An 18,397-nucleotide genomic window follows, 5' to 3' on the forward strand; every position below is an offset into this window, starting at 1 on the left:
CTCCACTCCCTCGTAACGCACTCCCCCACTCTCTGAAAGGGAACCAGCACATGGACCCGCTCCACCTCCGTTCCGCCGGCACAAGCCTGGTGGTCAGCTTCGATAACGGAGAGGCCGAGGTCATCCACTGGGGTGCCGATCTCGGCAGCGCCCTCCCGGACCTCGCCATCCTGGGCGAACCCATCCCGCACTCCGCCGTCGACGCCAACGTACCGGCGGCGCTCCTCCCCCAAGGCTCCTCCGCCTGGCAGGGCCGCCCGGGCCTCCGCGGCCAGCGAATCGCCGACGGCGTCCCGGGACTGGACTTTTCGCTCCGGCTTCGCGTAATGGATGTGCAGGCTGACGGCAATTCCGCGGTCGCCTCTGCAGCGATTGTCCAGAAGGATCCCGACGCCGGAATCACCGTGACGTCCACCCTCACCCTTCACCCCGGCGGCCTCCTCGAGCTGCGCCACACTGCCGTCAACGACGGCACGTCCCCCTTCCAGCTCGACGAACTGGCCACCGTCCTCCCGGTGGGGCCGGACGCCGTCGAACTCCTCGACCTCACCGGGCGCTGGTGCCGCGAACGTCACCCACAGCGCAGGGCCGTCCAGCAAGGGACCTGGGTGCGGACGGGACGCCACGGGCGCACGGGGCACGATTCCTCGCTGCTTTTCGCGGCGGGTACCGCCGGATTCGGCAATCGCCACGGGAAGGTCTGGGCCACCCACCTGGCCTGGAGCGGCAACCACGAACAATTCGCCGACACCGTGGCCGATGGCCGTACCATGATCGGCGGCTCCGAGCTCCTGGGCCCGGCCGAAGTGGTGCTCCAGCCCGGCGAGGGCTACACCACGCCGGCACTGTTTGCCGCCTACTCGGACCGCGGCCTGGACGGCATCAGCGAAGCCTTCTACAGCTGGTTCCGGTCCCGCCCGCACCACGTCCTGCCCGCGGCTTCCACGGGGCTCCCCGCCGGCAAGCCCCGCCCGGTGGTCCTGAACACCTGGGAGGCCGTGTACTTCGACCACAAGCTGGACACCCTGATCGAGCTCGCGGAGTCCGCTGCGGAACTGGGCGTTGAGCGCTTCGTGCTCGACGACGGCTGGTTCCGCGGGCGCCGTGACGACCACGCCGGCCTGGGCGATTGGTACGTCGACGAAACCCTTTGGCCCGCCGGCCTGACACCGCTCATCGAGGCCGTGAACTCCCACGGCATGGAATTCGGGCTCTGGGTGGAGCCGGAGATGGTCAACCTGGATTCGGATGTTGCCCGGGCGCACCCCGACTGGATCGTGGGCCCCGCTGCGCTCTCCCACAAGAACGGCGGCCGCCTCCCCCTGGAATGGCGCCACCAGCACATCATCGACCTCGTCAACCCCGCGGCCTGGCAGTACGTGTTCGAACGGATCGACGCCCTGCTTGGGGAAAACAACATCAAGTATCTCAAATGGGACCAGAACCGGGACCTCAGCGAGCATGGCCATGCAGGCCGGGCATCCGTGCATGCGCAGACCCTTGCGGCCTACCGGCTCTTCGACGAGCTCCGCAAGGCCCACCCCGGTGTCGAGATCGAAAGCTGCTCTTCCGGCGGGGCCCGGGTGGACCTCGGCATCCTTGAGCGGACCGATCGTATCTGGGGATCGGACTGCAACGACGCCCTCGAGAGGCAGACCATCCAGCGCTGGACCGGCGTCGTGGTTCCACCGGAACTGGTCGGCGGGCACATCGGACCCACCACCTCACACACCACGGCCCGCACGCACGATCTCTCCTTCCGCGCCATCACTGCGATGTTCGGGCATTTCGGCATGGAATGGGACGTCCGCCAGGTGCAGGGCGCCGAACGCGAGGAACTCAAGCGCTTCATCGGCCTCTACAAGGACCACCGCGGGCTCATCCACAGCGGGCGGATGGTTCGCGCGGACGTCCCGGACGACTCGCTGATGCTGCACGGCGTAGTGTCCGACGACGCCGACGCCGGTTTGTTCGCCGTCGTCAGCACCCGGACGTCGTTCGCGGAACAACCCGGACGGCTGGCTATTCCGGGCCTCGACCCCGAGCGTTCCTACAGGGTGCAAGCCATTTTCCCGGCCCCCGGCGATGCCGACTATGCCCGCACGTTCACCCAGGTGCAGCCGCCGGCATGGTTGCCATCCGGGGCCCAGGCGAGCGGCCGATTCCTCACAGAGGTGGGGCTTCCGATGCCGGTCCTGAACCCGGAGCACGCGCTGCTGCTCAGCTGCACCGCGGTGTAGCTGCTGTTTGGCGTTTCTTACGCTGTGGGGTGTTTCTTACGCTGTCCGGCGCCGCGGCGCAGCCGGGCAGCGTAAGAAACGCCGGACCGGCTCGGCGCACCGATAGATTGGGAGTCATGACTGAAGCTCCCACCGCCACCGAAGCCGGTCGCGGCACCATCCTCGTCCTCAATGGCCCCAACCTGAACCTGCTGGGCACGCGTGAGCCGGAAAAGTACGGCACTTCCACGTTGGCCGACGTCGAACAGCTCGCCATGGCAGCCGCCGAGGCCAACGGCTTCACAGTGGACTGCGTCCAGTCCAACCATGAGGGCGACCTCCTGGACGCCATACACGGAGCCCGCGGAACCGCCGTCGGGATTGTCATCAACGCTGGTGCCTACACACACACTTCCGTGGCACTGCGGGACGCCCTTGCAGCAGTGCAGCTTCCCGCTGTCGAGGTCCACATCACCAATGTGCACCAGCGCGAGGAATTCCGGCACCACTCCTACCTGTCTCCGGTGTGCTCCGCAGTGATCGTGGGCGCAGGAGTCCAGGGCTACAAGCTGGCTATCGACTACCTCGCCACCGCGGTCTAGATCCTCGGACGGAGCAGGGCTACTTTTTGGTGCACTGGCCCGACGACACCGCATCGCTCAGGGATGGTGCTTGCTTGGCCACTGGCGAGAGCTCGTCCATGGTGAGGGCATAGCCGACTGCCACGTCCGAAGTGGTCTTGGCGAAGACCACGCCGGCAACCTGCCCCTGGGTCGTCAGCAGCGGACCGCCCGAGTTGCCCGGCTGCACGTCTCCGGCGAGCTTGTAGACCTGTTCCGGGGACGGGTTGTTGCCATAAATGTCCGGGACCAGCAGGGTCGAGATGCCCTCCACCGCGGCCGGCTTGGACTGGAACGGACCACCGTGGGGGTAGCCTGCGAAGGCCGCCGGCGAACCGGCCGGAAGGTCGGCGCTCAATTGGAGCGGCGCCGTCGGGAGACCGTCGACGGCGACCACGGCCAGGTCGCGTTGGCTGTCGAAGTAGACCACTCGACCAGGCAACGCACCGCCGTCGGGGATTTCAACTACAGGCTGCGACACGCCCGCCACGACGTGCGCGTTGGTCACCACGCGGCCGGGGGAAACCACGAAGCCGGAACCCGTCTGGTTTTGGCCGCATTGGTAGGCGGTACCGGCAATCTTCAGCACGGATTGGGCCGCATTGTTGAGTGCGGGGGTGTCCGTGCTGGTGTTCGGAACGGGCACAGGAGCCACCGGGCCGATGCCCTCGATGAGCTGCGGAATGCCGTTGCCCATGACCGTGGAACGCAGTTGCGCCACGCTGGCCTTGACGGGCGTGGGCGTCATGGTGTCGATGAAGCGGATCACCTTGGAATCGGCGAGCTGCTGCGAAACGAAGGGCACACCCAGAGAGCCGATGCTGAACGCCAACATGGACATGACCAAAGCGGCGACTACCAAGCTAACGAAACCACCCAGCACGCGGTCAAGGGCGTGCAAGGGCTGGATGCGCACCGCTTTGCGGACTCTCTGGCCGATCCAGGTACCGAGCCCGTGCCCAAGGACAATGAGCACCACGGCCGAGCCGATAATGGCGGTCAGCCTCCAGCCACTGTCCTTCACCCAGTCGCCGACGAGCGGGACCGCGATAAAGGCAGCCGCGGCTCCAACTGCGAAGCCTGCGATTCCTCCGAGCGTCACGAAGAAGCCGTTGCGCAGTCCGTAGATCAGGTAGGAGAGAAGCGTCAAAATCAACGCCAGGTCCAATATGGTCAAGCCGAACACCAAAGCTCCTCACAGCCGAGTAAGCCCCAATTGTAGTTGCACAGACTGACAGCTTCCCTTTGGAAGCAAGCTGCCGTCCAGATCGCGCAGCCGCCGCCCAGCAGGGCATTCCCGGTCGATTGAGGCGCGGATTTGGGGCTCTTCCGCGTGATTTAGGGCGTTTCGGCTGCCAAGTACGTCACAGAGGCGACAAAATTCTGAAACAATGGCTGAAGCGCCCCAGCCGAACTTTTACTCAGGAGATTTCATGGATATCGAGGTATTGCGCCGCGCACCCCTCTTCGCCACCCTTGACGACGACGCTTTCCGTCTGCTGACGGACGAACTCACAGAGGTGGACCTTTCTCGCGGAGCGTCCGTTTTCCGCGAGGGCGATCAGGGTGACCAGCTCTACTTCATCGTGTCCGGCAAGGTTAAGCTCGGCCGCACCTCTCCGGACGGCCGCGAATCCCTCTTGGCGATCCTCGGCCCGGGCGAGCTCTTCGGCGAGATGGCCCTGTTCGACCCCAGCCCGCGCACCGCGACGGCCACGGCCGTTTCCGAGACCCGACTGGCAGGCCTGAAGAACGAAAGCCTCAACGCCCTGCTGCGCACTCGGCCCGAGGTGTCGGCACAATTGCTGCAGGCCCTTGCCCGCCGCCTGCGCCGCACCAACGATTCCCTGTCCGACCTCGTGTTCTCGGACGTCCCGGGCCGTGTCGCCAAGGCCCTGCTGGACCTCGCGGACCGCTTCGGCCGGCCCGCGACCGACGGCGTGCTGGTGGCCCACGAACTCACGCAGGAAGAGCTGGCCCAGCTGGTCGGAGCCTCCCGCGAGACGGTCAACAAGGCCCTTGCCGAGTTCGTTCAGCGCGGTTGGCTCCGCCTGGAGGCCCGCGCAGTAGTCATCCTGGACATGCAGCGCCTCCGCCAGCGCTCCCGGTAATTTCTAGCGACACAGAAAATGCCTGGCGACACCGGAATTCCGGAGTCGCCAGGCATTTTTCTTGTCGCCTGCGGATTTGGGTGTCGTCAGCGCTCCCGCTGCGGCTCCCCTGAAACCGTCCGAGCAGCTTCGACTTCGAGCATGAGTGCGCCATCCTCTTCGACGAGCCGCGGCTGGTACATGTGTGGCTTCCGCTTGTAGCTGAGGTACGCAATGCAGCCTTGGGCAGCGGCCATCTTTTCGAGGATGATCTCCGAGCCCGGCACCAGCAATTGGCCCAGTGGCAAGCCAACCGTGTTTTCCTGGCCGATTTCGTCCCCAAGCGCAGTGGTTTCGCGATCGGCCATAAGTTTGGAAACGCACACCCAACGCCCCCAGACACCCTTGCTGGCCAGCAGCGAGGGCTGTTGGTTAACCGGTAGGGTTGCCGCGAAGTAGCGGGTGTTGAAGCGACGGTGTGCGAAGTCCGGGCTGAGCCAGTTGACGAGCGGCTTGAGCAGGTCCGTCCGCAGCGACAGGCCGCGCTTGGCCAGGACATCCGTGAAGGACTTGTCCTGCGCTGCTACGGCCTCGCGGGCCTTCATCCACTCGGGAGTGGATGTCGCCTCCACTGTGGAGGACAGGTCAGGGCCGGCCAGAAGCACGCCGGTTTCCTCGAACAGTTCGCGGATGGCGCCCACCACGTGGCGGCGGGCAAGTCCGACGTCGGCGGTCCCTAGCGTCTCAGCCCAATGCTGAGGCGAGGGGCCCAGCCAGCCGAGGGCGTCCTCGTCGGTGGGCTCCAGCGATCCGCCGGGAAACGCGACAACGCCCAGCGGCGAGGAACCGGGACGGTAACCCATCCACGTCTCCAGGCCGGTAGGCGAATCGCGGAGCAGGACAACAGATGATGCAAAACGCGCGGCGCGGGGGGCCCGTTCGCCGAGCTCAAGCCAATTCCGTGCAGCCCCTTCTAGTTCAGGGGGTAACGCAAACAGGCGTCGGGCTAGTTGTGGCAATTGAGTGAACCGGTTCCTTAGCTGAATTCAGCGATCAACTCGACCTCGACGGGAGAGTCGAGCGGAAGGACTGCAACGCCGACGGCGGAACGCGCGTGCTGCCCTTTGTCGCCGAAGACACGCCCGAGGAGCTCGGATGCACCATTAATTACACCGGGCTGGCCGGTGAAGGAGGCATCGGAAGCCACGAAGCCGACGACCTTTACGATGCGCGTGATGCGATCGAGGTCCCCGATGACGCTCTTGACGGCAGCCAAGGCATTGACGGCACAGACGGCTGCATACATCTGCGCGTCTTCCGGAGACACTGTGGGCTCTTCCGAAAGGCCCTCTTCACCGCTGGAGACTTTGCCCGTAGCTTCGAGTTTGCCGTTAATGAAGGGCAGCTGTCCGGAGGTGTAGACGTGGTTGCCGGAGACGATGGCCGGAACATACGCGGCCACCGGAGCTGCGACAGCCGGCAGGGTCAGTCCCAGTTCGGCAAGGCGCTGCTCGACGGCGGATGCCGGAGCTGTGGAATCCGCGCCAACGGTGGCTTCTGCGGGGGTTGTCATAGTTACTGCTTCTCCCTCTTCAAGTATGCAACAAGTCCGTTTCCGTCGGGTCCGGGGACAACCTGGACGAGCTCCCAGCCGTCCTCTCCCCACTGGTCCAGAATCTGCTTTGTGGCGTGAATGATGAGCGGAATCGTCGCGTACTCCCATTTGGTCATGAAAGAAAGACTAGCCCTTGCCGGTAAAGTGGTGAACATGGTGACTCGTAGGAACCCTCTATTCGACACTGCCACCACTCTTGGAAAGATCCTCGGATTCCTCGGTGTGAGCGCTATTTGTGGTGTCCTTGTGGCGGGCTTGCTCGTTCCCGCGGCCGCCGTTTCAGGCAGTGCGGCGAGTGGGTCCATTCAGTTCTTTGACACGCTGCCCGCGGAACTTCAGGTGAACCCGCCCAGCCAGGCGACCACCATCCTGGCCGCGGATGGCAGCCAGATCGCCTCCATCTACTCCGAGAACCGCACGCGGGTCTCGCTCGACCAGATGAGTCCCTTTATCAAGGACGCGATCGTCTCGGTTGAGGACAGCCGTTTCTATGAGCACGGCGGCATCGATGCCACCGGCATCATGCGTGCCATCGTCAGCACAGCGCGCGGAAAGCAGCAGGGTGCCTCCACCATCACCCAGCAGTACGTGAACAACGTCATCAACGAGTCCCTCGTTTCGCAGGACAAGGCTTCCGACGTCAAGCTCAACGGCGTCAACAAGGGCGTCGGCGACAAACTCCGCGAAATGAAGCTGGCCATCGCGCTGGAGAAGAAGTTCTCCAAGCAGCAGATCCTTGAGGGTTACCTCAACATCGTCTTCTTCAATAAGGACGCTTACGGTATCGAGGCCGCCTCGAGGCTGTTCTTCAGCACCAGCGCCAAGGACCTCACCTTGCCGCAAGCCGCATTGCTGGCCGGCGTGGTCAACAGCCCGTCCTACTACGACCCGGTGACGAACCCGGACCACGCGAAACAGCGTCGCGACCTGGTGCTCGGCCTCATGCTGGACCAGGGAAAGATCAAGAAGGCTGACTATGACGCCGCCATCGCGACGCCGGTGACCACCAAGGTCACCCAGCCTCGCCAAGGCTGCGCATATGCCGCTACGGCCCCGTATTTCTGTGACTACGTACTTCACTTGCTCCTGAACAACCCGGCGTACGGCGCCACCCCGGTCGAGCGCGCCAACCGCGTCGCACGAGGTGGCCTGACTATCCAGACCACGCTCGATCCCAAAGCCCAGAGCGTTGCCCAAAGCCAGGTTGATGCCACTACGGGGGCCAACCCGGATAAGTGGGGCGCAACGATCGTCTCGGTCCAGCCTGGCAGCGGAAAGATCGTTTCCATGGCCCAGAACACCGTGTGGCTGCCCGCACCGGGGAAGTTCGACCAGACGCAAAATTTCAATGTGGATGTGGTCGATCCACAGGGTAACGACCTTAACGGTTTGGGCGGATTCCAGCCCGGCTCTACCATGAAGCCCTTCACATTTGCCGAATGGCTCAATGAAGGCAAATCGATGAACACCACCATCAATGCGACGGTCCGCAAGTATCCGCAGAATTTCCCTTGGCGGAACACCTGCCCAACCCCCGAAAATGGCTTCTACGACGCCAATGTCACAGGGAGTTACGACCTCCAGAACTCCGATGACACCCACTACCGCTCCATGACGGTCCTTTACGGTCTGATGAACTCGATCAACACCGCGACGTTCGCCTCTGCATCGCAACTGGACCTTTGCGGCATCCAGAAGATCGTCGACGCCGTGGGCATCCACGGGGGAAACCCTGCACGCGACAAGTCCGGGGCGGTCACGGATGCCAATCCGAAGGTTCCCATGACGACGCTGGGTAACCTGATCGGTTCAACGCAGACCGCGCCGCTCACTATGGCTAGTGCCATGGCAACGTTCGCCAACAACGGCAAATACTGCGAGCCCATCGCTGTCACTTCCGTGACGGACCAGACAGGCGCAAAGCTTCCCGCCCAGTCCCCGAACTGCCGCGACGCAGTCTCTCCGGAGGTTGCCCACGGTGTTGCTTACGCCATGCAAGAGGTGCTTAACCAGGGTTCCGGTTCGCTGATCCAGCCCAGGATTTCCACAAAGACCAGTTTCCCGATCGCGGCCAAAACCGGAACCAATGACAGCAACGGCTCCACCTGGGTTGTGGGCTACACTTCCGGCCTCGCGACGGCCAGCTGGTTCGGCGATCCGCTGGGTGGCCAAACCCGCTTCGGCCGTAATATCACCGTGAACGGGAAGTTCTATCCCAGCATCGACGGTTACATGATCGCCGGCCCGCAGTTCTCCAACTACATGTCCCAGGTTGCTCCCACTTATGGAACCAACCCGTTCCCGGCACCGCCGTCGAACCTGCTCGATCCGCCAGGGTACAAGCCTTCGACGCCGAGCAACACCATCCCGGGCACCACAATTCCGAGCACTCAACCGAGCGGCAATGGAAATGGCAACGGAAACAAGAATGGCTAACGGCTCCAAGCCCGCCATGGAATCGCTGGCAAGCCGCGTCCGAAGCATCGGACGCGGCTTTGCCGTAGCTGCAGGTGCGGGCGCAACTGCGGGCGTTGCCGGCCTCGCTTACGGCCTCTGGGAAAAGAACCAGTTCGTGCTCCGGGAGGAGACCGTTCCCATCCTGCCCGAAGGCTCGGCTCCCCTCCGGGTGCTGCACATAAGCGACATTCATTTCGTACCAAGCCAACGCAAAAAGGCCGAATGGCTGCGTTCGCTCGCGGCCCTTGAACCTGACCTCGTGGTGAACACGGGCGACAATCTCAGCCACCCCCACGCCGTCGTTCCGCTCTTGGATGCATTGCGGCCCCTGTTGAAGTTCCCGGGCGTCTTCGTCCCGGGCTCCAACGACTATTACGCCCCGCGGTTCAAGAACCCGGCCACGTATTTCCTCGGCCCGTCGCGCGTCAAGAACAATCCAGTCGAGCTCGATTGGCCGCGCCTGCGTTCGGGATTCGGGATGTCGGGCTGGATCGACCTCACCAACAGGAACCAGTCCTTGCCCATCAACGGAATCCGCTTCGATTTCTCCGGAGTGGACGATCCCCACCTGAATCGTGAACGCTACACCGGCTGGCCGCGCGGCACCGTCGGACAGGACTCCCGCCCACACCTGCGCGTAGCCGTCATCCACGCCCCCTACCAACGGGTCCTGGACCATTTCACGAACGACTCCGCGGACCTCATCCTCGCCGGACACACCCACGGCGGCCAGATCTGCATCCCCGGTTACGGTGCTTTGGTTGCCAATTGCGATCTACCCACCTGGCGTGCCAAAGGGCTGCATGACTGGGAAAACAACGGACGCACGACGCCGGTCAACGTCTCGGGCGGCATCGGCACCTCACGCTTCGCCCCGGTCCGGATCGCGTGCAGGCCGGAAGCCGTTCTGCTGACCCTGACGGCACGCCAATAGCCAGCCCCACCACCGAGCATGTCCTGGCGAGGGGCGGTTCCGAATACCTCGTATCACGGAACGCAATGGCGCTGTGAATCCTGTTACACGATGGCATAGGGTAGTTGCTATAGGAAACTACCTCCGTGCATCGCGCCGGACAGGCGCGGTACGCCGGGGACAAAGCTGTTGAGAAGCGGGCATGGCCAAACAGACTTCATTCTTCACCTCCGCCAAACGTCTCTATCCGCACGTTAAGCCGATCCTCCCCCGGCTTTTCATGGGGCTGGTCAGCGCTCTGCTGGCCAGCATCATGGCGCTTGCCATCCCGCAGGTGCTGCGGGTTTTGATCAACGGCTCCCTCCACCCTGGCGGCCCTACCAACGCTGTCTGGGTTGCCGCCGTCGTGGTTCTGGCACTCGGCATCGCAGAAGCCGGGCTTGTGGCGCTGCGGCGCCAGTTCGTCATCAATCCCGCGACCACCGTGGAATCGAGGATGCGGGTGTCCCTCTACGGGCATCTGCAGGACCTCACCGTTTCCTTCCATGACCGTTGGGGTTCAGGGCAGCTCTTGTCCCGCGCGATGACGGACTTGAACTTCCTGCGGCGTTGGATGGCCTTCGGCGCGATCATGCTGGTGGTGACCACCTTGACCGTGGTGATTGGCGTCGCGGTGATGTTCGCAATGAGCTGGCAGCTGGCGTTGATCTTCCTGGCCGCCGCGGTGCCCATCATGATCTATTCCTTCCGTTTCCGCCGCCGCTTCAGCCTCGTGACCCGGCTGAGCCAGGACCAGGCAGGCGATCTCGCCACCACGGTGGAGGAGTCCGTTCACGGCATCCGCGTGCTCAAGGCCTTCGGTCGCAGCCGCGAAGCGCTGGAGAACTTCAACGAGCAGGCTGAGGAGCTGAGGCAGACCGAGATCGCCAAGGCCAAGCACCAAGCCACCTTCACCCTCGTTGTGACGCTGCTGCCCGAGCTGGCGCTCGGCGTCGGGCTCGTGGCGGGCGTCCTGCTCGTCTCCACGGGCCAGCTAAGCATCGGTTCCCTGGTCGCGTTCTTCGGCACCGCGGCGGTTGTGGCAGCACCGGTGGAATTCTCGGGGACCCTCCTGGCCATGGCATTGACCGCCAAGACCGCGCTCGACCGCCACTTCGAGGTCATGGACACGCCCAACACCATCACCAGTCCGGCGAACCCCAGAACACCCAAGGAACTGCGCGGGGCTTTGAGCTTCAAGGGCGCCGCTTTCGGTTTCGACGACGGCGCCCGGCTCCTGAACGACATCACCCTGGACATCAGGTCCGGCGAAACCATGGCCCTCGTGGGCATTACGGGCAGCGGAAAGAGCGCCTTGCTCCAGCTGGTCCCCCGGCTCTATGACGTCACCGAAGGATCCGTGACCATTGACGGCGTGGATGTCCGCGACTTTAGCGTCGAGCAGCTGAGGACCGTCGTAGCGGTCGCCTTCGAGGACACCACCCTGTTTTCCAGCTCGGTCCGGGACAACGTGCTGCTCGGCGCGCCGGACACGTCCGAGGACGCGCTCGAGGAAGCGCTCGACGTCGCGCAGGCGCACTTCGCGTATTCGCTGCCGGACGGCGTCGGGACCCTCATCGGCGAGGAAGGGCTGAGTCTTTCCGGCGGCCAGCGGCAGCGGATCGCGCTCGCCCGGGCTATCGCAGCCAAGCCCAAGGTCCTCGTGTTGGATGATCCGCTATCGGCCCTGGACGTGAACACGGAGGAACTCGTCGAAGCCAGGCTCCGCGAAGTCCTCCGGGACACCACCACGCTCATCGTCGCACACAGACCCTCTACCGTTGCCCTGGCCGACCGGGTGGCGCTGCTCGAAAACGGAAGCATCACCGCCGTCGGGACCCATACGGAACTGTTGGCCAACAACGCCCACTACCGCTACGTGATCGCAAGCCTCGACTCCGGTCCGAAGGACCTCGACCTCGAACTCGACGAGCTGGAACACGAGCTGGATTCGGAACAGCACATGGACCAAGCCGGGGAGGGCCGCCGATGAGCACGTTCGGAACCGCCAATGAAGACAACGCACACCTGAGCCGCAGCGACAGCAAAGCAGTACGACGGCGGTCGGTCGCCTTACTGGGGTCACTCATCCGCCCGGTGCGGTTGCGGTTCTGGCTGACGCTGGTAATGGTGGTGCTCTCGCAGGCCACCCGGGTAGCCGGACCGGCGATCATCGCTTTCGGCATCGACCACGCACTGCCCTCGCTGCTCGCCGGGAACAACATGCCGGTGGTCCAGGCCGGCGTCCTGTATCTGACCGCGGCCGTCGCCACGGCGATTTTGACGGCCCTCTACGTCACTTCCACGGCAAAGCTGAGCCAATCCATGCTTCTGGACCTGCGGCTGCGGGTCTTCCGGCACACTCAACGGCTCAGCTTGGAGTTCCACGAGAAGTACACCTCCGGCCGGATCATCGCGCGCCAGACCTCGGACCTTGAGGCGCTGAGAGAACTCCTCGATTCGGGTGTCAGCTCGCTGGCATCCGGGATCCTGTTCATGCTTTTCACGGCATTTACCGTGTTTGCCCTCGACTGGCGCAGCGGTCTGCTCATGCTCGCCACGGGCGTGCCCGCGTACTTCCTGGCCCGCTGGTACCAGAAGCACTCTCAGATCGCCTTCCGCGAATCACGGGTGGCATCCGCGAGGCTGATTGTCCACTTCGTGGAAACCATGACCGGCATCCGGGCCATCAAGGCATTCCGCAAGGAGCCGGAGAACGCGCAGCGGTATGCCGAACTCTCCGAAGACTACCGCAAAGTCACAGTCCGCTCCATCAACCTCAACGGTGTCTTCCAACCGGGCCTGGTCCTCATCGGCAACGTGTGCGTGGCAGTGGTCCTGCTCTTCGGCGGCTTCCGGGTGCTCTCCGGAGACCTGGCGGTGGGTGTGCTCCTTGCACTGATCCTTTCAACGAAGCGCTTCTTCCAGCCCGTGGACCAGATGGCCATGTTCTACAACTCCTTCCAGAGCGCCCAGGCCGCGCTCGAGAAGGTGTCCGGCCTGCTCGAAGAAGTCCCGACGGTCCGGCCACCCAAGAACCCTGTGCCCTTGCCCCATGCCCGCGGAGAAATCGACTTCCGTGGCGTCGAGTTCGGCTACGGGAACGGAAAGGTAGTGGTCCCCAAACTGGACCTTCACATTCCCGCGGGACAGACCATAGCGCTCGTCGGACAGACCGGTGCCGGCAAATCGACCTTCGCCAAGCTGATCGCCCGCTTCTACGACGTCACCGAAGGCTCATTGACCCTCGACGGCGTCGACCTCCGGGAGCTCTCGACGGCGGACCTGCGCCGCGCCGTCGTGATGGTCACCCAGGAAGCCTTCCTCTTTAGCGGCTCCGTAGCGGACAACATCGCCTTGGGGCGGCCTGAAGCTACCCGCGCGGAGATCGAAGAAGCTGCGAAGGCCGTCGGTGCGCACGACTTCATCTCCGCCTTGCCTGACGGCTACGACACGGACGTCAACAAACGCGGCGGCCGTGTCTCCGCCGGGCAACGGCAGCTGATCGGCTTTGCCCGGGCATTCATCGCGGCCCCGGCAGTACTCATCCTGGACGAAGCGACATCTTCGCTTGATATCCCCTCCGAACGGCTGGTGCAGGCCGGCCTCGGCAGGCTGTTGTCCGGAACGGACTCCGAGCGGACCGCCATCATCATCGCCCACCGGCTCTCTACTGTGGAGACCGCAGACCGGGTACTGGTGGTGCACGAGGGGCGCATCGTCGAAGACGGCACGCCTGCCGAACTCATCGGCGGAGGAGGACGCTTCGCCCGCTTACACGGCGCCTGGAAGGACTCGCTGGTCTGAGGTTGTTGTTCCCGGGGGCGGCTTCCTTCGATTTCGCATCCGGGGAGTGATCGGCTATTCTTGAACAGTTGCTTTCGCAGCGGATCGGGATGTAGCGCAGCTTGGTAGCGCGCTTCGTTCGGGACGAAGAGGTCGCAGGTTCAAATCCTGTCATCCCGACCAATTGGTAGAAGACCTTCCACTCGGAAGGTCTTCTACTTTATTTAACGAGCTTTTCGGAAGCCCTGGAAAACCGGAAGAAACATTCCCCTGACCGGTTTTCCTCGCCGGTCCAAGGTTTAGAGACAAGTGTTGTTAACAACCCCGGCACAATGACCCGGGGTATATCACGGTCCACCCCGAACCTGGCGCAAAAGAAATCCCCGGTGTGTCGATTTCAGACAACCGGGGATTTCTTCACTTCATTTGAATTATCCAGCGCCTGCCGGGATCTCCGGGAGCCGCCGTCGAGCTACACGGGATCGGGCCAGTTGCCGATAGCCTGCGAGACCCTCATCGGATCAGGCCAGTTACCGATAGCCTGCGAAACCACACTCATCGGATCAGGCCAGTTACCAATAGCCTGCGAGATCCTCATCGGATCTGGCCAGTTACCAATGCTGAGCACCGTACTGACGGTGTCTGCCACAGGGGCTGCCGAAACCACGGCTGGCGCCGCGGCGGAGAATGCAAGAGCGCCGGCCAAGGCCACTGCTGCAGCAATCTTCTTCAACATAATTTTTCCTCAATGCGAGTCGGATTCGTTACGGAAATTTAGCGGTCCCTGTTGACATTCATTGTAAAATGTTTTCCACAGCGACTGTCAAGCTTTAGGCGTAAAGACAGCGCAAAGACAAGCCTCTAGGAGGAACCTGTGGGGAACGGATTCGGAGAAAAGCTCCGTGCCGAACGGCTCGAACGTGGGCTGACCCAGGCTGAATTGGGCAGGGACCTTTACTCGCCCAGCTACATTTCGCTTCTTGAAACGGGCCGGCGGGAGCCCACGGCCGAAGTCATTGAAGAACTCGCCCGCCGTCTGGAGCTGGCACCAAAAGCCTTGGAAGCCTGGAGCCAGCCCGTATCCGTCAGTGACGCCGAATACGTGCTCGCGGGGCTGTACGCCAGGCAAGCCTGGGACCTCAGGGACTACCCGCTTGCCGCAAGCCACGCATCAACCGCCGCCCAAATCGCGCTCGAGGCAAAGAACACCAGCGCCTGGTGGAACATGACCTACATGCAGGCCGAATGCCTCATGAAGCAGGGGCAATTGAAGGAATGCCAGCAGATCATCCAGCATCTCCTGGAACATCCCATGGCTACCGAATCCGCAGGCCTCGGAGTCCGTGCCCGGCAGATGCTTGCCGCCGTCTGCCACGGACAAGGGCAGCTGGCCACCGCCGTCGAGCATGCCAAGGAAGCCGTAAGGCTATCCGAGCAGCTGCCCAAAGGCTCAACGTTGATCATCGGGGCGCACCGCGCCCTGATCGGTGCATTGGCCGAGAGTGGCAGGTTGGACGAAGCCTGGACATATTGCCAGGCCATGAACAACCAGATGGACGACCATTCGATGTCCCAGCTTGCAGGCGAAGTGGCCTGGGTGGTGGGAAACGTGGCCTTCATGCGCCACGACTATGTTGAAGGCATCAAGCATCACGAGCGCGCCGCAAAGCTGCTCTCCCCCGCCAATGACATTGAGCTGTGGGCCCGTTTCAACAAGGCATCGGCGGCCGTCCGGCTGTCCTCGGGAATCGTAGAGCCGGAGACGCTCTCAGCTATCGAACGCGCTGAACTCGCTCTGTCGATTGTGGGCGGAAACAAGACGGACCAGCTCGAAGTTGCCTTTATCCGCGCCCGCTGGCTGTACCTGACGGGCGACATCCCGGCCGCCATCACCAAGCTGCGCGAAATCCACGCGGACCGCGATGTACTCGCCCGGCACACTGCAGGCGAAGTCGCTTTCCTCCTTGGCAAGGCACTCAAAGCGGCCGGCGAAAACACGGACGCACTGGTCCATCTCGAAGAAGCCCAGCGCGATTTCACCGCCGCCGGCGCAGCCGACCGCGTCCAGCAGGCCATGGACTCCGTACTGGAGATCAGGCTGGCGGAACGTCGGGCGGCGTCGGGCCATGGCGGGAGCGCGCAGTCTTCCCGCGCAAGCTAGCGCGAACCCAGCTGATCCCCACCGCCCCCTCGCCTCGCAAGTCCCCACCGGCTCCCAGCCTTCGCAAGCTCAGGCAGGTACCCTCGCCGGCGGGGCCCCACGGCCAGGGAACCCTGGCGGCCTGGGCCTAGCAGTTGTTGTCGTTTAGCCGCGGCTAAACGACAACAACTGCAAGTCAGACGAAAGTCCGGCCGGTGAGCTTTTCGTAGGCCTCCACGTAGCGGGCGCGCGTCTTGTCCACGACGTCGGCCGGCAGCGCGGGCGGCGGGGTGTCACTCGAGCGGTCCCAGCCCGATTCCGCGGAGGTCAGCCAGTCACGCACAAACTGCTTGTCGAACGATGGCTGCGCCTTGCCCGGCTCGTAAGTGGACGCATCCCAGAAGCGTGAGGAATCCGGCGTCAGGACCTCATCGCCCAAGGTGATGACGCCCGTGTTGACGTCGATGCCGAACTCAACCTTCGTGTCGGCCAGGATGATTCCGCGGCCCCGGGCGATCTCTTCCGCGCGGGTGTAGATCTTCAACGTGAGTTCGCTCAGGCGTGCGGCGATATCGTCGCCCACCATCGCGACGACGTCGTCGTAGGTGATGTTCTCGTCGTGCTCGCCGACTTCAGCCTTGGCAGAAGGCGTGAAGATGGCGTGCGCCAGGCGTGAGCCGTCAACGAGGCCCTCGGGCAAGGGAATGTCGCAGACGGTGCCTGATTGGCGGTACTCGGCGAGGCCGGAGCCCGTGAGATACCCGCGGGCGATGCATTCCACGGGGAACATCTCCAGCCGCTTGCAGATCATCGCCCGGCCCTCAACTTCTGCGGGCACACCCTCGGCGACCGTGGATGCAAGGACGTGGTGCTCCACGCCAAGCTGTTCGAACCACCACAGGCTCAGTTGGGTGAGGACCCGGCCCTTGTCCGGGATCTCACTGCTCAAGACATGGTCGTAGGCGCTGATGCGGTCGCTGGCGACCACCAAGACACGGTCCTGGCCGGATGCTGCCCCCTCGAGATCATCCGCCGGAACGTAGAGGTCGCGGACTTTGCCCGAGTAGAAATGCTTCCATCCCGGGAGGTCGAGGGTTTCAGTCTGCAGGCCGTTTGCGTTGTTTTCAGGCATGGTTCAGGCCTTCACATTCGGGATGGAGCCGGTGGCCGGGGAGACCACATGGATCTCGCCGCGGGCTGCCTTGCCGGCGATATCGGTACGGAACTGTCCGCCGTCGAGCTGGACCAGCTCCACGCCGTCGTAAGCCCGCTCGCGGGCCTCCACGAGGTCCGTGCCCAACGCCACAACGGCCAGCACGCGGCCGCCGGCCGAGACGATCCGGCCTTGTTCGTCCAGTTTGGTACCCGCGTGGATGACGTGGACGCCTTCCAGCGCGTCCACCTTGTTCAAGCCGCGGATGCGGTCCCCCGTGCGGGGCGTGTCCGGGTAGTTTTCGGCGGCGACGACGACGGCGACTGCCGACTCCTTCGACCAGCGCAGCTCTTCAGCCTGGTCCAGTTCGCCCTTGGCGGCTGCCAGCAGGAGGGCGCCGAGCGGGGTCTTGAGCCGGGCCAGGACTGCCTGCGTTTCGGGATCGCCGAAACGGACGTTGAATTCGATGACGCGCGTGCCGCGGGAAGTCAGGGCCAGGCCACAGTAGAGGACGCCGACGAACGGAGTTCCACGGCTGGCCATCTCGTCCACGGTGGGCTGGGCCACCCGGTCGATGACTTCCTGGACCAGGCCTTCAGGCGCCCAGTCGAGCGGGGTGTAAGCGCCCATGCCGCCGGTGTTGGGGCCTTCGTCATTGTCGAAAATCCGCTTGAAGTCCTGAGCCGGGGACAGCGGCACCGTGGTGCGGCCGTCGCACAGCACGAACAGGGAGACCTCGGGCCCGTCCAGGAACTCCTCGATCACCACGGTTCCGCCAGCGTCGAAACAAGCCTGGGCGTGGGCGAGTGCTTCCTCGCGGTCATTTGTGACCACGACGCCCTTGCCGGCGGCCAGTCCGTCATCCTTGACGACATGCGGAGCGCCGAAAGTGTCCAGTGCGTCGGCAGCCTCTGCAGCGTTTGTTGCCACGCGGGCCATGGCGGTGGGCACGCCGGCCTCGGCCATGACTTCCTTGGCGAACGCCTTGGAGGCTTCGAGCTGCGCCGCGGCCTTGCTGGGGCCAAAGACCGGAATACCGGTTTCGCGGACGGCGTCGGATACGCCCGCGGCGAGCGGAGCTTCAGGGCCGACGACAACCAGGTCAACCGCCAGCTTTGTCGCGAGCGCTGCGACCGCGCCGGGGTCGTTCCCGTCGATCGCGTACGTGGGGACCAGCTTGGCGATGCCCGCGTTTCCCGGAGCCGCATGGACCTCGGAAACGTTGGGATCCTTGAGCAAGGAGCGGACAATTGCGTGTTCGCGGCCGCCGGGGCCAATGACGAGTACCTTCACAGTCTTCAAGGGTACTTTGTGCGGGGGCAGGACTCCTAAGCTGTCTCCACCACTGGACATGCCCAGCCTTGG

The 18,397-nt window shown here is 63.8% G+C and carries 15 protein-coding genes and 1 tRNA gene; 9 read left to right on the plus strand and 7 right to left on the minus strand.

Translation table 11 applies throughout. The features are described from left to right. Positions 1–50 precede the first annotated feature (50 nt). Both ACSKT0_RS20755 and aroQ read left to right on the plus strand, forming a co-directional pair. Entirely contained in the window at positions 51–2,240 is a 2,190-nt protein-coding gene (locus ACSKT0_RS20755; protein ID WP_437771413.1) for an alpha-galactosidase, read from the plus strand. Positions 2,241–2,356: 116 nt separating this feature from the next. Then, positions 2,357–2,821 carry a type II 3-dehydroquinate dehydratase gene (gene aroQ, locus ACSKT0_RS20760; protein WP_059389485.1) on the plus strand — a complete coding sequence of 155 codons (465 nt, stop codon included), beginning with the start codon at positions 2,357–2,359 and terminating at the stop codon, positions 2,819–2,821. A 19-nt stretch (positions 2,822–2,840) separates the two neighbouring features. Here aroQ and ACSKT0_RS20765 read toward each other — a convergent pair whose 3' ends face one another. Next, on the minus strand, positions 2,841–4,025 hold the full coding sequence (locus ACSKT0_RS20765; protein ID WP_437771414.1) for a MarP family serine protease: 1,185 nt from the start codon (positions 4,023–4,025) through the stop codon (positions 2,841–2,843). Positions 4,026–4,272: 247 nt separating this feature from the next. Here ACSKT0_RS20765 and ACSKT0_RS20770 point away from each other — a divergent pair, with 247 nt between their 5' ends. After that, positions 4,273–4,950, plus strand: a complete 678-nt coding sequence (locus ACSKT0_RS20770) for a Crp/Fnr family transcriptional regulator (RefSeq protein WP_011775987.1) — start codon at positions 4,273–4,275, stop codon at positions 4,948–4,950. Positions 4,951–5,036: 86 nt separating this feature from the next. Here ACSKT0_RS20770 and ACSKT0_RS20775 read toward each other — a convergent pair whose 3' ends face one another. From ACSKT0_RS20775 to ACSKT0_RS20785, 3 genes are read right to left on the minus strand one after another with little or no spacing between them, the layout of a single operon-like run. Further along, on the minus strand, positions 5,037–5,948 hold the full coding sequence (locus ACSKT0_RS20775) for an NUDIX hydrolase (RefSeq protein WP_437771415.1): 912 nt from the start codon (positions 5,946–5,948) through the stop codon (positions 5,037–5,039). A gap of 17 nt (positions 5,949–5,965) precedes the next feature. Further along, the gene (locus ACSKT0_RS20780) at positions 5,966–6,502 is read right to left on the minus strand and encodes a RidA family protein (protein ID WP_236812779.1); all 537 of its coding nucleotides are present in this window, start codon (positions 6,500–6,502) and stop codon (positions 5,966–5,968) included. A gap of 2 nt (positions 6,503–6,504) precedes the next feature. After that, positions 6,505–6,660, minus strand: a complete 156-nt coding sequence (locus tag ACSKT0_RS20785) for a DUF4177 domain-containing protein (RefSeq protein ID WP_009359196.1) — start codon at positions 6,658–6,660, stop codon at positions 6,505–6,507. Between ACSKT0_RS20785 and ACSKT0_RS20790 the strand changes: the two genes are divergently transcribed. The 5 genes from ACSKT0_RS20790 (at position 6,659) to ACSKT0_RS20810 (ending at position 13,922) form a co-directional block, all read left to right on the plus strand. Then, a complete protein-coding gene (locus ACSKT0_RS20790) occupies positions 6,659–8,980 on the plus strand; it encodes a transglycosylase domain-containing protein (protein WP_437771416.1) in 2,322 nt (773 codons plus the stop codon). The two genes, ACSKT0_RS20785 and ACSKT0_RS20790, sit on opposite strands and share 2 nt — an antisense overlap. After that, positions 8,973–9,935: a metallophosphoesterase gene (locus tag ACSKT0_RS20795; RefSeq protein ID WP_437771417.1), complete on the plus strand. Its 963-nt coding sequence runs from the start codon at positions 8,973–8,975 to the stop codon at positions 9,933–9,935. Before ACSKT0_RS20790 ends, ACSKT0_RS20795 begins: the two co-directional genes overlap by 8 nt. A 181-nt stretch (positions 9,936–10,116) precedes the next feature. Then, positions 10,117–11,946: an ABC transporter ATP-binding protein gene (locus ACSKT0_RS20800; RefSeq protein ID WP_437771418.1), complete on the plus strand. Its 1,830-nt coding sequence runs from the start codon at positions 10,117–10,119 to the stop codon at positions 11,944–11,946. Then, a complete protein-coding gene (locus ACSKT0_RS20805; RefSeq protein WP_437771419.1) occupies positions 11,943–13,760 on the plus strand; it encodes an ABC transporter ATP-binding protein in 1,818 nt (605 codons plus the stop codon). The genes ACSKT0_RS20800 and ACSKT0_RS20805 overlap by 4 nt, the downstream gene beginning before the upstream one ends. Before the next feature lie 85 nt (positions 13,761–13,845). Beyond that, positions 13,846–13,922 (plus strand) — tRNA-Pro (locus tag ACSKT0_RS20810). A 289-nt stretch (positions 13,923–14,211) separates the two neighbouring features. Here ACSKT0_RS20810 and ACSKT0_RS20815 read toward each other — a convergent pair. Next, on the minus strand, positions 14,212–14,475 hold the full coding sequence (locus ACSKT0_RS20815) for a hypothetical protein (RefSeq protein WP_437771420.1): 264 nt from the start codon (positions 14,473–14,475) through the stop codon (positions 14,212–14,214). Between the two features lie 138 nt (positions 14,476–14,613). Between ACSKT0_RS20815 and ACSKT0_RS20820 the strand changes: the two genes are divergently transcribed. Continuing rightward, on the plus strand, positions 14,614–15,900 hold the full coding sequence (locus ACSKT0_RS20820; RefSeq protein WP_078107616.1) for a helix-turn-helix domain-containing protein: 1,287 nt from the start codon (positions 14,614–14,616) through the stop codon (positions 15,898–15,900). A 175-nt stretch (positions 15,901–16,075) separates the two neighbouring features. On the opposite strand, the gene ACSKT0_RS20825 is transcribed toward ACSKT0_RS20820, so the two are convergent. Both ACSKT0_RS20825 and purD read right to left on the minus strand, forming a co-directional pair. Further along, positions 16,076–17,011: a phosphoribosylaminoimidazolesuccinocarboxamide synthase gene (locus ACSKT0_RS20825; protein WP_437771421.1), complete on the minus strand. Its 936-nt coding sequence runs from the start codon at positions 17,009–17,011 to the stop codon at positions 16,076–16,078. Positions 17,012–17,014: 3 nt separating this feature from the next. Beyond that, positions 17,015–18,325 (minus strand): phosphoribosylamine--glycine ligase, encoded by a 1,311-nt coding sequence (gene purD / locus ACSKT0_RS20830; protein ID WP_437774087.1) that lies wholly within the window; start codon positions 18,323–18,325, stop codon positions 17,015–17,017. Positions 18,326–18,397: the final 72 nt, after the last annotated feature.

The sequence above is a fragment of the Arthrobacter sp. KNU40 genome, from assembly GCF_051515115.1.
Classification (GTDB): Bacteria; Actinomycetota; Actinomycetes; order Actinomycetales; family Micrococcaceae; genus Arthrobacter.

Excerpts from the sequence above, each read along its gene's own strand:
- ACSKT0_RS20755 (WP_437771413.1), top strand. The coding sequence starts at position 51 with ATGGACCCGCTCCACCTCCGTTCCGCCGGCACAAGCCTGGTGGTCAGC.
- aroQ (WP_059389485.1), top strand. The coding sequence starts at position 2,357 with ATGACTGAAGCTCCCACCGCCACCGAAGCCGGTCGCGGCACCATCCTC.
- ACSKT0_RS20770 (WP_011775987.1), top strand. The coding sequence starts at position 4,273 with ATGGATATCGAGGTATTGCGCCGCGCACCCCTCTTCGCCACCCTTGAC.
- ACSKT0_RS20780 (WP_236812779.1), bottom strand. The coding sequence starts at position 6,502 with ATGACAACCCCCGCAGAAGCCACCGTTGGCGCGGATTCCACAGCTCCG.
- ACSKT0_RS20790 (WP_437771416.1), top strand. The coding sequence starts at position 6,659 with ATGAAAGAAAGACTAGCCCTTGCCGGTAAAGTGGTGAACATGGTGACT.
- ACSKT0_RS20785 (WP_009359196.1), bottom strand. The coding sequence starts at position 6,660 with ATGACCAAATGGGAGTACGCGACGATTCCGCTCATCATTCACGCCACA.
- ACSKT0_RS20795 (WP_437771417.1), top strand. The coding sequence starts at position 8,973 with ATGGCTAACGGCTCCAAGCCCGCCATGGAATCGCTGGCAAGCCGCGTC.
- ACSKT0_RS20800 (WP_437771418.1), top strand. The coding sequence starts at position 10,117 with ATGGCCAAACAGACTTCATTCTTCACCTCCGCCAAACGTCTCTATCCG.
- ACSKT0_RS20805 (WP_437771419.1), top strand. The coding sequence starts at position 11,943 with ATGAGCACGTTCGGAACCGCCAATGAAGACAACGCACACCTGAGCCGC.
- ACSKT0_RS20815 (WP_437771420.1), bottom strand. The coding sequence starts at position 14,475 with ATGTTGAAGAAGATTGCTGCAGCAGTGGCCTTGGCCGGCGCTCTTGCA.
- ACSKT0_RS20825 (WP_437771421.1), bottom strand. The coding sequence starts at position 17,011 with ATGCCTGAAAACAACGCAAACGGCCTGCAGACTGAAACCCTCGACCTC.